This is a genomic window from Sporosarcina trichiuri (assembly GCF_030406775.1).
GTDB lineage: Bacteria > Bacillota > Bacilli > Bacillales_A > Planococcaceae > Sporosarcina > Sporosarcina trichiuri.
Genome location: NZ_CP129119.1, coordinates 220,001 through 233,646, shown reverse-complemented (window position 1 = coordinate 233,646; position 13,646 = coordinate 220,001). Strand labels below are relative to the sequence as shown.

10 protein-coding genes, 15 tRNA genes, 2 rRNA genes and 1 pseudogene (1 of these 28 cut by a window edge) are annotated in these 13,646 nt (G+C 51.9%); 6 read left to right on the top strand and 22 right to left on the bottom strand.

Features of this window, described 5'->3' with window-relative positions; all coding sequences use genetic code 11:
* Positions 1 to 67: 67 nt before the first annotated feature.
* Positions 68 to 313 carry a hypothetical protein gene (locus QWT68_RS01390; RefSeq protein ID WP_144036069.1) on the top strand — a complete coding sequence of 82 codons (246 nt, stop codon included), beginning with the start codon at positions 68 to 70 and terminating at the stop codon, positions 311 to 313.
* A gap of 145 nt (positions 314 to 458) precedes the next feature.
* Entirely contained in the window at positions 459 to 1,814 is a 1,356-nt protein-coding gene (locus QWT68_RS01385) for a hemolysin family protein (RefSeq protein ID WP_040285812.1), read from the top strand.
* A gap of 411 nt (positions 1,815 to 2,225) precedes the next feature.
* Here QWT68_RS01385 and QWT68_RS01380 read toward each other — a convergent pair.
* Both QWT68_RS01380 and QWT68_RS01375 read right to left on the bottom strand, forming a co-directional pair.
* Positions 2,226 to 2,402 (bottom strand): annotated as a pseudogene (locus QWT68_RS01380) (transposase); the annotation flags it as partial.
* A 642-nt stretch (positions 2,403 to 3,044) separates the two neighbouring features.
* Positions 3,045 to 4,601, bottom strand: coding sequence for a carbon-nitrogen hydrolase family protein (locus QWT68_RS01375; protein WP_040285813.1), 1,557 nt, complete (start codon positions 4,599 to 4,601; stop codon positions 3,045 to 3,047).
* 116 nt (positions 4,602 to 4,717) lie between these two features.
* On the opposite strand from QWT68_RS01375, the gene QWT68_RS01370 reads away from it, so the two are divergent.
* Genes QWT68_RS01370 through QWT68_RS01360 form a run of 3 tightly spaced genes read left to right on the top strand, consistent with a single transcriptional unit; the run spans position 4,718 to position 6,486 of the window.
* The gene (locus QWT68_RS01370) at positions 4,718 to 5,143 is read left to right on the top strand and encodes a disulfide oxidoreductase (protein WP_040285814.1); all 426 of its coding nucleotides are present in this window, start codon (positions 4,718 to 4,720) and stop codon (positions 5,141 to 5,143) included.
* 1 nt (position 5,144) lies between these two features.
* The gene (locus tag QWT68_RS01365) at positions 5,145 to 5,618 is read left to right on the top strand and encodes a thioredoxin family protein (protein ID WP_040285815.1); all 474 of its coding nucleotides are present in this window, start codon (positions 5,145 to 5,147) and stop codon (positions 5,616 to 5,618) included.
* Between the two features lie 22 nt (positions 5,619 to 5,640).
* Entirely contained in the window at positions 5,641 to 6,486 is an 846-nt protein-coding gene (locus QWT68_RS01360) for an RluA family pseudouridine synthase (RefSeq protein ID WP_290149162.1), read from the top strand.
* A 48-nt stretch (positions 6,487 to 6,534) separates the two neighbouring features.
* Here QWT68_RS01360 and QWT68_RS01355 read toward each other — a convergent pair whose 3' ends face one another.
* The 3 genes from QWT68_RS01355 to queG all read right to left on the bottom strand — a co-directional run bounded on the left by QWT68_RS01355 (position 6,535) and on the right by queG (position 9,301).
* The gene (locus tag QWT68_RS01355; RefSeq protein ID WP_290149160.1) at positions 6,535 to 7,362 is read right to left on the bottom strand and encodes an aldo/keto reductase; all 828 of its coding nucleotides are present in this window, start codon (positions 7,360 to 7,362) and stop codon (positions 6,535 to 6,537) included.
* A gap of 311 nt (positions 7,363 to 7,673) precedes the next feature.
* Positions 7,674 to 8,147, bottom strand: coding sequence for a tRNA (uridine(34)/cytosine(34)/5-carboxymethylaminomethyluridine(34)-2'-O)-methyltransferase TrmL (gene trmL / locus QWT68_RS01350; protein ID WP_040285818.1), 474 nt, complete (start codon positions 8,145 to 8,147; stop codon positions 7,674 to 7,676).
* Positions 8,144 to 9,301: a tRNA epoxyqueuosine(34) reductase QueG gene (gene queG / locus QWT68_RS01345; RefSeq protein ID WP_290149159.1), complete on the bottom strand. Its 1,158-nt coding sequence runs from the start codon at positions 9,299 to 9,301 to the stop codon at positions 8,144 to 8,146. The genes trmL and queG overlap by 4 nt, the downstream gene beginning before the upstream one ends.
* Positions 9,302 to 9,355: 54 nt before the next feature.
* Here queG and QWT68_RS01340 point away from each other — a divergent pair, with 54 nt between their 5' ends.
* On the top strand, positions 9,356 to 10,075 hold the full coding sequence (locus QWT68_RS01340; RefSeq protein WP_040285820.1) for a B3/B4 domain-containing protein: 720 nt from the start codon (positions 9,356 to 9,358) through the stop codon (positions 10,073 to 10,075).
* Between the two features lie 122 nt (positions 10,076 to 10,197).
* Here the strand turns inward: QWT68_RS01340 and QWT68_RS01335 are convergent.
* The 17 genes from QWT68_RS01335 to QWT68_RS01255 all read right to left on the bottom strand — a co-directional run.
* Positions 10,198 to 10,278: transfer RNA gene (locus QWT68_RS01335), tRNA-Leu, on the bottom strand.
* Between the two features lie 32 nt (positions 10,279 to 10,310).
* A tRNA-Cys gene (locus QWT68_RS01330) sits at positions 10,311 to 10,384 on the bottom strand.
* A gap of 10 nt (positions 10,385 to 10,394) precedes the next feature.
* Positions 10,395 to 10,469 (bottom strand) — tRNA-Gly (locus QWT68_RS01325).
* Between the two features lie 6 nt (positions 10,470 to 10,475).
* Positions 10,476 to 10,547, bottom strand: a tRNA-Gln gene (locus QWT68_RS01320).
* A gap of 12 nt (positions 10,548 to 10,559) precedes the next feature.
* Positions 10,560 to 10,632 (bottom strand) — tRNA-His (locus tag QWT68_RS01315).
* Between the two features lie 40 nt (positions 10,633 to 10,672).
* Positions 10,673 to 10,746: transfer RNA gene (locus tag QWT68_RS01310), tRNA-Trp, on the bottom strand.
* Between the two features lie 7 nt (positions 10,747 to 10,753).
* Positions 10,754 to 10,838: transfer RNA gene (locus tag QWT68_RS01305), tRNA-Tyr, on the bottom strand.
* A 9-nt stretch (positions 10,839 to 10,847) separates the two neighbouring features.
* A tRNA-Thr gene (locus QWT68_RS01300) sits at positions 10,848 to 10,923 on the bottom strand.
* A gap of 11 nt (positions 10,924 to 10,934) precedes the next feature.
* Positions 10,935 to 11,007: transfer RNA gene (locus QWT68_RS01295), tRNA-Phe, on the bottom strand.
* Between the two features lie 20 nt (positions 11,008 to 11,027).
* Positions 11,028 to 11,103: transfer RNA gene (locus tag QWT68_RS01290), tRNA-Asp, on the bottom strand.
* A 3-nt stretch (positions 11,104 to 11,106) separates the two neighbouring features.
* A tRNA-Met gene (locus QWT68_RS01285) sits at positions 11,107 to 11,181 on the bottom strand.
* Positions 11,182 to 11,383: 202 nt separating this feature from the next.
* Positions 11,384 to 11,459 (bottom strand) — tRNA-Val (locus tag QWT68_RS01280).
* Between the two features lie 142 nt (positions 11,460 to 11,601).
* Positions 11,602 to 11,676, bottom strand: a tRNA-Glu gene (locus QWT68_RS01275).
* A 22-nt stretch (positions 11,677 to 11,698) separates the two neighbouring features.
* Positions 11,699 to 11,789 (bottom strand) — tRNA-Ser (locus tag QWT68_RS01270).
* Between the two features lie 4 nt (positions 11,790 to 11,793).
* Positions 11,794 to 11,868, bottom strand: a tRNA-Asn gene (locus QWT68_RS01265).
* A gap of 45 nt (positions 11,869 to 11,913) precedes the next feature.
* Positions 11,914 to 12,029: ribosomal RNA gene (gene rrf / locus QWT68_RS01260) — 5S ribosomal RNA — on the bottom strand.
* Between the two features lie 260 nt (positions 12,030 to 12,289).
* A 23S ribosomal RNA gene (locus tag QWT68_RS01255) occupies positions 12,290 to 13,646 on the bottom strand (it continues 1,575 nt past the right edge of the window).

Sequence of the window (13,646 nt, the reverse complement as noted above, 5' to 3'; positions counted from 1 at the left end):
AATCACATCCATAACGCTCCTCTCGTCATCATTTCTATGCACCACGCTGACGCGTGAGGACATCCAATTGAAGACAGAAAAAAAGACACGTGCCCGCATTTTCAGCAGCACGCGTCTGAATCGGGATCATGCCCCTCCGTCCATCCTTTCCGCTAAAGAGAATGCGGAACAGGCAATCGTCCAAAAGGGGGTGCTTGAAATTGGCGGCGCGTTTTCTTTTCGGCTGTCATCATGTCAGGCACCCCTTTCTTTCGGATTTCGAATGTTTTCAGATTATCATGCTTTTTTCACTATTGTCAATAGTTTCTTTTAATCTTTTGAAAATTTTCTCATATAGCAGCAGGAAAACCGTTTGGAAGGAAAATTCATTGAAATCCACGCCCTTTTACCTTATTATTGAATCAACTACCCTATTTTAAACCACAGGAGGTGTACGCTTTGTTCCCCCCTTGTTCGGCATGGAACAAAGCACCTATTTGGATATTCCCATACGCTTGGCAGCATTTGCTGCCTTGATCGCCCTCACTGCCTTTTTCGTGGCAGCTGAGTTTGCAATAGTGAAAGTGCGGATGACACGGATCGACCAGCTCGCTCTTGAAGGAAATAAAAGAGCGATCAACGCCCAGCGCGTCGTGACCAACCTGGACGACTATCTGTCTGCCTGCCAGCTCGGTATTACGATCACTGCGCTCGGGCTCGGTATGCTCGGTGAACCGACCGTCGCCCTGCTGTTCGCGCCTGTTTTCGATCACTTGGCCCTGTCTCACAGCCTGACCGCATTTCTGTCCTTCGCCATCGCTCTGATCATTGTGACGTTCCTCCACGTAGTTGTCGGGGAACTGGCACCGAAGACAGTCGCAATCCAGAAGGCGGAGCGGATCACACTGTCATTGGCCATGCCGCTCATCATCTTCTACCGGACAATGTATCCGGTCATCAAGCTCATGAACCTCAGTTCTCGGTTTGTGACACGGCTGTTCGGCTTCCAACCGATGTCCGAAGCAGACGTCGCCCATACGGAAGAAGAGCTGCGGATGATTCTGTCCGACAGCCTCAAGAGCGGAGAGATCAACCAGTCCGAATACAAGTATGTGAATAGAATTTTCGAATTCGACGACCGGGTCGCAAAAGAGATCATGGTGCCCCGGACCGAAATGATGTCGATCGACAAAGAGATGACCGCGAAAGAGCTGTTCAACACGGAAGGCGTTGAGCAATTCACACGCTATCCGGTCATCGACGGTGACAAGGACCACGTCATCGGGCTAATCAACATGAAGCACCTGCTCACCGCCTATATCAAAAACCCGAAAAACGGTGAACTTCCGGTTGTTGCCTACATGCAGCCGATCATCCGTGTCATTGAAACGATGGCAATCGGGGACCTTCTGCTGAAAATCCAGCGGGAACGCATCCACATGGCAATCCTTATGGATGAATATGGCGGGACATCGGGCTTGGTGACCATCGAAGATATTCTGGAGGAGATCGTCGGGGAGATTCAGGACGAGTTCGACAAAGATGAGCTTCCGGATGTCCAGGTCATCGGAGAGAACCATTACATCCTGGATGCCAAAATGCTGCTGGAAAACGTCAATACGACACTCGGCATTGACATCGATGAAGAAGATATCGATACGATCGGCGGCTGGTTCATGTCCCAGCGATTCGAAGCGATTCCGGGAGAAAAGATCATCGAGCAGGGCTATGAGTTCTCCGTGAAAGACGTGGAAGGCCATCATATCCTGTATTTGGAAGCGGAAAAACTTGTACCGGATGAAAATGATCCGGACACAGAAGATACGGAAGACTGATCATCAAGTAAAACGGCTGACAAAAGGGTTGGAAATCGAAAAGATTTCCAACCCTTTTGGTTTTGTACGTGTAAATCAGCAAGTAGTCAAACGCCGTTGATCTCCGTTCCGGGCGGACGCTTTCCGGGGGGCTTGCCCTCAGCCTCCTCGTCGCTTTGCTCCTGTGGGGTCTTCGCGCTGCGCTGATCCCCCAGGAGTCGCCGCCCTGCACTCCGATCAACTCAGTTCCCCGCAGAACACTGGATATGTGTGGGCATCTTTGTTATCAAGTGGACTTCATGTCCACCTGGCGAGTTTCTTCAAATTTTGGACGCCAAAAGATGGCATCGCCTACATGGACAATTTTTTAAGGCCCTTCAGGTCTGTCCATTGCATTCCATGCTTCTCTTTCGCATCCGCTAAAACACGTTCAACCGGATCGACGCTCGTCCGTCCCACATCGGAGTACAAGTTCTCGACCAATGGACAGATGAACGAAAAATCAGTCGCTGCATCCAGTTTGCGAACCAAATGATTTGGTGGAACCAATTGCTCGACCGCCAAGATTTCCATCTGTTTTCGTTCATTGACTTGTTTCTTCTTCATCATATCCATCACCTCATCTAGTCATAAAAGACACTTGTTGATCGGAGAGGAGAGCGGCGAATAAAAGCGAAGTGTTATGAGCAAGGCTGTCTGAATTTCTGCAAAGTACGCAGAAATACGGCCAAGCGAACCCTTGTCGCGATTCGTTAGGCTGAAGCCGTGCCCCCCTCCCCCCGGGGAAAGCGGCCGCTCGTAGCGGAAATCAACAGATTTCGTGTTGAATCTATTGTAATAGAAAAAAACTGCAGGCATGAGTCGAGTCCGTTGAAAAACGCACGACTAATTTTTATGCGGTGCAGCGTTCACAAAAAAAGACGTTCGGTGAGTCGAATTTGACCCACCGAACGTCTTTTCACTGCTCCGTACCTTGTTTTCTCTGCTCCCTGAGTTTGGGGTCCGTTTCAAGTTTACTACAACTATGGAGACAGCCCCTTGCGTCAGCCCGTTTCCCGTTGATTGGAGCGGAAGGCGGCGACTCCTGCGGGAACAGCACGCGCGGAAGACCCTGGACTGAGCGCAGCGAGGGAAGCGGCTGGAGCCGTGCCCGCGGAAAGCGTCCGCCTGCAGCGGAAATCAACCTTACCGAGGATGTTCCAGCTTTCATGAGACTTTTTCAGCAGCCCTCATGAGTCTGCAGCCGTTTTTTCATTGCTCCGGATTCTTGGCGAAGTATTCAACCCGGTACACGTCATGCCGGCGGTCCTTCAGCTGTTTGACGGTCCCTTCCTGCCGCTGACGTTTCAGCACTTCCAAGTCCACGTCGCCGATCAGCACCGTCTCCAGATTGGCGTTCGTTTCCCCGACGATCCCGTCACGGGCAAATTCAAAATCGGACGGCGCGAAAATTGCCGACTGTGCATACTGGATGTCCATATTGACGGCCTGCGGCAGGTTTCCGACTGTGCCCGAAATGACCGTATAGATCTGGTTTTCCACAGCGCGCGCCTGTGCGCAGTATCGGACACGCAAATAACCTTGGCGGTCTTCCGTACAGAACGGCGTGAAGATGATATTGGCACCTTTTTCCGTAGCGATACGGGCCAGTTCCGGAAACTCGATGTCGTAGCAGACCTGGATGGCAATCTTGCCGCAATCCGTATCGAACACCCGGACGGAATCCCCCGCGCTGATGCCCCAGTACTTCTTCTCATTCGGCGTAATGTGAATCTTATACTGCTTGTCGATCGACCCGTCCCGGCGGAACAGGTAGGAAATATTGTAAATTTCCTCGTCCTCTTCTTCCACGAAGTGCGAGCCTCCGATGATGTTGACATTATATCGGACGGACAGCCCGTTGAAGAGCTCGATATACTCCTCGGTGTATTCCGAGATTTTGCGGACCGACTGGCTGGCGGACGGCTCATCGAGGAATGACATGAGCTGCGTCGTGAAGATTTCCGGGAACACAACGAAGTCCGAGTTGGCGTCAGCCGCCACCCGTACGAAGTATTCCACTTGCGATGCAAGCTCATCGAAACAGGATATTTTACGCATCAGATATTGGACGACGCAGATCCGGACCGGATAACTCGTCTTGTAGTGCCGTTTGCTCACTGCCTTGTAATCGATGTTGTTCCATTCCATCAGCGTCGCATACCGCTTCGATGCCTGATCATCCGGCAGATAGTTCGGATTGATGCGCATCAGTGTGAAGTCGTTCATGAGCTGGAACGTCAGGACCGGATCATAGATTTTGTGACGGGCGACGGCATTCACGTATTCACGCGGTGACATTTCATCGGCATGCTTGTGATAATTCGGAATGCGGCCGCCGATGATGATCGATTTCAGGTTCAGCTGGCGCGCCAGTTCTTTCCTTGCCTCATACAGCCGTTCCCCGACCCGCATTCTTCTGTATTCCGGATGCACCATCACTTCGATGCCGTATAAGTTATAGCCTTCCGGATTGTGGTTCGTTATGTAGCCATTGTCCGAGATATCATCCCACGTATGGCGGTCATCGTATTCCGCGAAATTGACGATCAGGCTCGAACACGATCCGATGATGCTGCCGTCAAGCTCCGCTACGAACTGGCCTTCCGGGAAAACCGATAAGTGGCTTTCCAGATGTTCCGTCTCCCAAGGTTCCATCCCCGGGAAGCAGACTTTCTGCATTTCAAGTATTTCCGGTATATCCGTCAGCTGCATCTGACGGACGATCATACTCATTTCAAATGGCGATAAATCAAATTCCTCGCTCAACACAAATCACCTCTTTATCCTTAGTACCCGTTTTTCTGATAATCATGCCGCAGAATGGCTTAAATTATACTTTCCCATTATAATTGAGAACGGATAAGCGCGGAAGGAGAGAACTCATGGACAAACGACAGGAAAACCGGCTGGTATTCATATGGACAGTTGCGCTTGTCGCAACTGCTGGCTCACTCTATTATTCTGAGGTGAAAGGCTACATCCCATGCTTGTATTGCTGGTATCAGCGAATCCTTATGTACCCCCTTGTATTGATTGCGGGGATCGCCCTTTTCCAGAAGAACAGCGGGATTGCACTGACGACAGCTGTCTTCAGCCTGATCGGCGGTCTGCTGTCAGGCTATCATTATGCACTGCAGAAGATCACGCTGCTGCAGGAGCATGGCGGTACGTGCGGAGATGTGCCTTGTACAGCCCAATATGTGAATCAGCTGGGGTTCATCACTATCCCTTTCATGGCGCTGACGGCGTTCACCCTCATATTCATCACGAGTGTGCTCATGCTAAAACAATCGAAGGAGCGTAACTGACTTGAAGAAACTTCTGATCATCGGCGGAATCGTCGTCGTATTTTTTGTGGCGATCATCGCGCTGACCAATGCATCGAACAAATCCAAGCTGCAGGATAACCCGTACGGGACGGATGATCTCGAGAAATCGACAATCGACCTGATCGGCAATGAAAACTACGACAGCATCGTGCTCCCTGACGTGGTGGATAAGAAAATCCAGTCCGGCGAACCGACGACGGTCTACTTCTTCCACCCCGAGTGTCACTATTGCATGGAAATGACACCGATTCTCATGCCCATCGCAAAAGAAGAAGGCGTGAAAGTGAATCAGTACAACATGCTGGAATTCGGGCAGCAGGCGAAGGATAAGTATGGGATCGACCAATGGCCGGCTCTCGTCCAATACGAAAACGGCAAAGAGGTCGGACGTCTTGTCGGACTCCAGCCGGAAGAAAATATCCATGAATTCTTCAATACGTATTATGGAAATTAACCATTCGGAAAGAGGCGTATAAATGATCATCTTCCACTATACTGTACCGGAAGACGGCCGGACGCTCGAACAGCTCCTTCGGGATGACTGGCGTGCCGGCAAGAAAAATATCCACGAGCTGCGGATGACCAATGGCGTGACGCTTGCTTCCGGGGAAGCGGCAGTCTGGCGCACCCCGCTCGCAGCAGGAACAGTGCTCACCTTCCGGCTGCCCGATGCAGTGTCGGAGTATGAACCGATGGACGTGCCGGAAGTCCGTGTACTGCAGGAGGACGCACATTACATGGCAGTCTTCAAACCTGCCGGAATCCCTGTCCATCCGGACAACACAGCCAGCGGACCCACGCTCATGAACGCCGTGATGGAACAGATCCAGGAGGATGGCGGCACGTATGCCGAACACATCCAGCGGCTCGATAAAGGGACGAGCGGTATCATCCTCATTGCAAAACACCCGATTGCAAAAGCGATGTTTGACAGGATGCTTGCGGAAAATGATATCCACCGGACCTACCACGCAGAACTCGAGGGACGGCTGAAGAAGACGAAAGGAACCGTCAACTTGCCGATCGGACGCGACCGCCATCATGCTTCGCGCAGACGTGTTTCCATGTCCGGCCAATCTGCGGTCACCCATTTCAATGTTCTTGAGCGCAAAGAGGATTCCACGATCATCCAGGCAGAACTCGATACTGGCCGGACACATCAGATCCGCGTCCATATGGCCCATCTCGGGCACCCTGTAGTGGGCGATAATCTATATGGCGCCAAGTCACTTCCGGACGGTACATACCGCCTGACCGCTGCGGAAACATCGTTCGTCCATCCGCTCACCGCGGAAAAACTGTCGATCTCGATTGATAACTGAGCCATAGCAAAAGACGGCATGGAACCGAATCCATGCCGTCTTTTTGTATTATCCGAGTGAATCGGGATCCGTTCCTGTCCGTTCGTTCCGGTTCAGTCCGTCGATTGCAGTCATCTCTTCATCTGTCAGCCGGAAATCCCCGATCTGGCTGTTCTCCAGAATCCGTTCCGGTGTGATCGACTTCGGGATGACGATCAGATCATGCTGCAGATGCCAGCGGATGATCACTTGTGCAGCCGTCTTCCCGTGCCGTCTGCCGATTTCGTTCAGTACTGTGTTCTCGAGCAGCTGTCCTCTTGCAAGCGGCGACCAGGACGTTATCGCAATTCCATTATCCAGGCAATAATCGCGCAGAGGAATCTGTGTGAGAAGCGGATGCAGCTCGACCTGATTGACCATCGGCTGCACATTTGCCGTCAGTTTCAGTTCATCCAGATGGCGGACGTGGTGGTTCGACACCCCGGGCACACGAATCAGCTTCTCTTCGTAGAGCCGCTCGATGGCACGGTATGTATCCACATAAGTCTCTGGGACTGGCCAGTGCGTCAGATACAAGTCCAAATAGTCAAGGTCAAGCTTTTTAAGGGAAGTTTCGAAAGCACGGAGCGTCTGGTCATAGCCCTGATCGGTATTCCAGACTTTCGAGGTGATGAACAGTTCGCTGCGATTGATGCCCGCTGCACGGATCGCCTCCCCGGTTTCCCGCTCATTCTCATAGACGGCCGCCGTGTCGATTGCCCGATAGCCGTTCTTCAAGGCAAAGGTGATTGCTTCCACTGTTTTTTCAGGGTCTGTCATTTTGTAAACACCAAGACCGAATCTCGGCATGTCGACTCCGTTCCTCAGCTGCTTCGTCTCTGTATACATTGAAGTCATCGTCCTTCCTCCTTTTCGTCTCACTGATATCCTACCACTTCGGCGGACTGGAGGAAAAGCAAATGCAGCCGCATCGTCAAGGAGATGACACAATTTTTCGGGCCGGTCATTTCTTTTTCGCTCCTGTTCCGGTATAATGGGGAAAGAACAAGTGATCCAACAGGAGGGTATCTGATGAGACTAATCTTAATCATGGGTGTCTGCTTCGCATTCCTTTCCGCAATCTTCACAGGCGGGTACGAAGACAAGCCAGGCAAGGTGAAAAAATAACACATAAAAAGGATGCAGTCCCCCGGGGCTGCATCCTTTTTTTAGTGTAATCCGGGGTATTGCTGCTGCCGCAGCGCTTCATAGACCAAGATGGCTGCTGTGTTCGAGAGGTTCAGCGATCGGATGTGGTCATTCATCGGTATGCGGAGGCATGTATCCTTGTGCGCCGCCGTCACTTCATCAGGAAGTCCCGTCGTCTCCTTCCCGAAGACGAAGAAGATATCCCTTGTGCTTCCCGAGAAATCGAAATCGGAATACGTCTGTTCCCCGAACTTGGTGATGAAATAGAAATCAGCATCCGGGTACTGGCGGAACAAGCCATCGATACTGCCGTGATAGGTGATATCGACATGCTCCCAGTAATCGAGTCCTGCACGCTTTAGCATCTTATCGTCTGTGGAGAAGCCGAGCGGTTCGATCAGATGCAGTTTCGCCCCTGTCCCTGCACATGTACGTGCGATGTTACCTGTGTTGGCAGGGATGAGCGGTTCAAATAATGCAACATGTATGGTCATCGTTTCACTTCCTTTTCAGATTGTGCTGCAAGCTTGCGGAGCGCCTCTTCAATCTCTTCGCACACCGAAGAGTCGTTTTCTGTGTGAAGCGACTCGTCCAGCGCGGTGTACCCCTCATCCGTTCCGATTTCTCCGAGAGCCCATGCGGCGGCCCCTCGGATCATCGGCCGTGGGTCTCCATGCAGCAGCTCCGCAAGTTCCGGAACAGCAGCGGTTTCCTTGAAATGGGCGAGCGCCAGGATAGCATTCCGCTGGATCGGGTTCTTTCCCCGCCACGAACCTGACATATGCCCGAATGTCTCCTTGAACTGCCGATTGGACAATTTCAGCAGAGGCTGGAGCAGCGGCTTGACGAGATCCGGTTCAGGCACGAAGATATCCTGGTCCAAATTATACTTACGTTTGTTCTTCGGACAGACGGTCTGGCAGGTGTCGCATCCATAGATCCGGTTGCCGATCTCTTTCCTGAATTCCTCAGGGACAGGCTGCTTGGTCTGCGTAAGGAAGGCGATGCAGCGCTGTGCATTGAGCTGCCCTCCCTGGATAAGCGCACCAGTCGGACACGCATCGAGACAGAGTGTACAATCGCCGCATTGGTCTTCCATCGGCAGGTCAGGTGCAAACGGCAGATTCGTGATCATCTCACCCAGATAGACGTAGGAACCGAATTCGGGGGTGATGATCGAGCAGTTTTTCGCCGACCAGCCGAGACCTGCCCGCTCAGCGACAGCCCGGTCCGCCAGTTCGCCCGTATCCACCATGGAGCGGGTTTTGACGCCAGGCAGACGTTCATGCAGAAAAGCTTCGAGCAGGGACAGCTTCTCGCGCAAGACAAGATGGTAGTCGGTCCCCCAGGAAGCACGGCAGAACATCCCCCGCCGCTCCCCTTTCTTTCCTTTTGGAGCATCTGCAAGCTTGGACGGATACGCGACAGCAATCGAGATGATACTCTCCGCCTGTTCCAGCAGCAAGGACGGCTCAGTCCGTTTTTCGATATCCGGTTCCTCAAAACCGGATTGGTAGTTCAATGCCTGCTGACGTTTCAGCCGATTTTTCAATTCCCGAAAAGGAGCGGCTGTCGTAAATCCGATTTTATCGACACCAATCTCGTCTGCGTATGCGGTCAGGTCGCGCTGCAGTTGAGCGATATTCACCAGTTGCCACCTCCAATATGATAAGCTTGAGAAAAATATGAACAGGGGGATTATATGAAATTTGAAATAGCATCCTCTATTTTTGAAAAGGTTCCCGGCTTTAAGCTCGGTATACTCCATTATAACAAAACAACCGTCTCCGATTCTCCTCAAATGCTGAAAGGGCGGCTCCAGTTATTCCAGGAGCAATTGTTTTTCGAATTGGAAGAACGACCGCTGACAGACATTAAGGGGCTTTCGGAGTGGCGTGATAGTTGGAGAGCGTTCGGGGCGGATCCAAACCGACACAGACCGTCAGCAGAGGCCCTATACAGAAGAGTCCGCAGCCAGAACTTTTTGGAAAGCCACTCCAGTGCAGTCGATCTGAATAATCTGTTCAGCCTGCAGTATGGGATTCCTGCCGGGATATATGATGCAAGTGAGCTGGTAGGCGATATCCGTGTGTCAGTCGGCCATGAAGCCGATGGGTATGAAGGATTGAATGGAAGATACAATTCGCTGCACAAGCTGATCATACTCCACGACCAATACAGCCCATTCGGCAGCCCGTATGTGGATTCTGTACGAACCGCTATCACACAAGACGCAGCAGAAATCATTCAGGTGCTGTACGTGCGCCCGGGGATGCCGTCGGAAGAGGCCCGGAAGCTGACAGAAGCATGTGGAAAAATGTACACAAGCATCAACGGCGGAGAGGCGGCAGCCTACATCATCGACAAAGAGACACCGATCATGCGGCTGCCGGTCGTATCCAGCAATCAGCTGATCGATTGAAAAGACTGAAGAAAAATGCAAGAGCCTGACTGCTGAACAGCAGCTGGGCTCTCTGCTTTGCGGACACCTGCGGATACCAGAACATAAAAAAAAAGAACAACCGAAGTTGTCCTTTTGCAAGATACCCGAGGCCGGACTTGAACCGGCACGCCTTGCGGCATCGCATTTTGAGTGCGACGTGTCTGCCATTCCACCACTCGGGCATTACGATAACACAATAACGGAAAACATAGATTGGAGGCGGCAACCGGAATCGAACCGGTGGTAAGGGTGTTGCAGACCCGTGCCTTACCGCTTGGCTATGCCGCCGTAGAATAAGTGGAGCGGAAGACGGGATTCGAACCCGCGACCCCGACCTTGGCAAGGTCGTATTCTACCACTGAACTACTTCCGCTTAAAACTGGGGTAGCTGGATTCGAACCAACGAATGACGGAGTCAAAGTCCGTTGCCTTACCGCTTGGCTATACCCCAAAAGTAAAAAGGGGCGACCGAGGGGAATCGAACCCCCGAATGTCGGAACCACAATCCGATGCGTTAACCACTTCGCCACGACCGCCATAATAAAATATTCAGTTCACCGAGACACATATGTGAAATGGCAGGGGCAGTAGGAATCGAACCCACACCAAAGGTTTTGGAGACCTCTATTCTACCGTTAAACTATGCCCCTGTAAAGATGGTGGTGGGGGACGGATTCGAACCGCCGAACCCGGAGGGAGCGGATTTACAGTCCGCCGCGTTTAGCCACTTCGCTACCCCACCAAAGGGTTATGGTGCCGGCGAAAGGAATTGAACCCTCAACCTACTGATTACAAGTCAGTTGCTCTACCAATTGAGCTACACCGGCAAGATGAAAGGTGGTTCAGGACGGAATCGAACCGCCGACACAAGGATTTTCAGTCCTTTGCTCTACCGACTGAGCTACTGAACCAGATGATGTTTCAGAAAAAATGGCGGTCCCGACCGGGATCGAACCGGCGATCTCCTGCGTGACAGGCAGGCATGTTAACCGCTACACCACGGGACCATTTGGTTGCGGGGGCAGGATTTGAACCTGCGACCTTCGGGTTATGAGCCCGACGAGCTGCCACTGCTCCACCCCGCGATAATAATACTACTGTCACATCGAGCTTTCACGCTCAAGTTTACTTCTTTGCAAGGTTATGGATTTCCTTTCAGGAATTCCTACAAATCGTCATCTTCGTATGACGCTTTGCTCCACCCCGCGATAATATTATTAGTATTGCATTTGAGCTTTCAAGCTCGTTGTTTACTGTATGCAAGATGAACTTGCAATAGAAGTGTTATGGTGGAGGATGACGGGCTCGAACCGCCGACCCTCTGCTTGTAAGGCAGATGCTCTCCCAGCTGAGCTAATCCTCCGGGTGAAATTGCGATAAGCTTCATTCGATCAATCAGTTACGTACGCAAGTACGCTCCTTCCTTCTCTCAATCGCTTCCTCGTTCCCTCGCTTCTCCCAATTTCACAGGAGTCACAATAAACTTCGCATTATAATTTTAAAGATGGTGACCCCTACGGGATTCGAACCCGTGTTACCGCCGTGAAAGGGCGGTGTCTTAACCGCTTGACCAAGGGGCCGTATTGGAACTAATAAGATAACTGGCGGAGAGCAAGGGATTTGAACCCTTGATACGCGGTTAGCGTATACACGATTTCCAATCGTGCTCCTTCGGCCACTCGGACAGCTCTCCATTATGGCTCCGCAGGTAGGACTCGAACCTACGACCGATCGGTTAACAGCCGATTGCTCTACCACTGAGCTACTGCGGAATAACTGGTATTTGTTCAAATCAAGTGTTTCACTCGAAAGTGAAAGCCCGGCGACGTCCTACTCTCACAGGGGGAAGCCCCCTACTACCATCGGCGCTGAAGAACTTAACTTCCGTGTTCGGTATGGGAACGGGTGTGACCTCTTCGCCTTCATCACCAGACTTTTTCACAACACAAGTATTATTATATCACACTCGGATTGTAGAAGCAAGCGTTAATTTCAATTAAAATTGTTCACTCAAAACTGGATAAAACAGACATTGTGTTTTCAAGACCGCCTTGCGGCGCTTCCGCTTCTAATCCAGCTTCGACTCCCTGATGCTCGAGGTCATAAGTCAACTCGTCTGCGTGGCAGAAACCGCCACTCCGCCGATTCGCCTTATGCTTGTCGCATCAAAACGGTCGTCTCCGCTTTTTTGTTTTGGTTAAGTCCTCGATCGATTAGTATCTGTCAGCTCCACATGTCGCCATGCTTCCACACCAGACCTATCCACCTCATCATCTTTGAGGGATCTTACTTACTTGCGTAATGGGAAATCTCATCTCGAGGGGGGCTTCATGCTTAGATGCTTTCAGCATTTATCCCGTCCACACATAGCTACCCAGCGATGCCTTTGGCAAGACAACTGGTACACCAGCGGTGTGTCCATCCCGGTCCTCTCGTACTAAGGACAGCTCCTCTCAAATTTCCTGCGCCCGCGACGGATAGGGACCGAACTGTCTCACGACGTTCTGAACCCAGCTCGCGTACCGCTTTAATGGGCGAACAGCCCAACCCTTGGGACCGACTACAGCCCCAGGATGCGATGAGCCGACATCGAGGTGCCAAACCTCCCCGTCGATGTGGACTCTTGGGGGAGATAAGCCTGTTATCCCCGGGGTAGCTTTTATCCGTTGAGCGATGGCCCTTCCATGCGGAACCACCGGATCACTAAGCCCGTCTTTCGACCCTGCTCGACTTGTCGGTCTCGCAGTCAAGCTCCCTTATGCCTTTGCACTCTTCGAATGATGTCCAACCATTCTGAGGGAACCTTTGGGCGCCTCCGTTACCTTTTAGGAGGCGACCGCCCCAGTCAAACTGTCCGCCTGACACTGTCTCCTGCCCGGATCACGGGCAAGGGTTAGAAGTCCAATACAGCCAGGGTAGTATCCCACCATTGCCTCCGCGTAAGCTGGCGCTCACGCATCCAAGGCTCCTACCTATCCTGTACAGGCTGCACCGGAATTCAATATCAGGCTACAGTAAAGCTCCACGGGGTCTTTCCGTCCTGTCGCGGGTAATGCGCATCTTCACGCATATTATAATTTCACCGAGTCTCTCGTTGAGACAGTGCCCAGATCGTTACGCCTTTCGTGCGGGTCGGAACTTACCCGACAAGGAATTTCGCTACCTTAGGACCGTTATAGTTACGGCCGCCGTTTACTGGGGCTTCAATTCGAAGCTTCGCTTGCGCTAACCTCTCCTCTTAACCTTCCAGCACCGGGCAGGCGTCAGCCCCTATACGTCACCTTACGGTTTTGCAGAGACCTGTGTTTTTGCTAAACAGTCGCCTGGGCCTATTCACTGCGGCTCTCTCGGGCTGTTCACCCTACCAGAGCACCCCTTCTCCCGAAGTTACGGGGTCATTTTGCCGAGTTCCTTAACGAGAGTTCTCTCGATCACCTTAGGATTCTCTCCTCGCCTACCTGTGTCGGTTTGCGGTACAGGCACCTCCCGCCTCGCTAGAGGCTTTTCTTGGCAGTGTGAAATCAGGGACTCCAGGGAATACTCCCCTTGC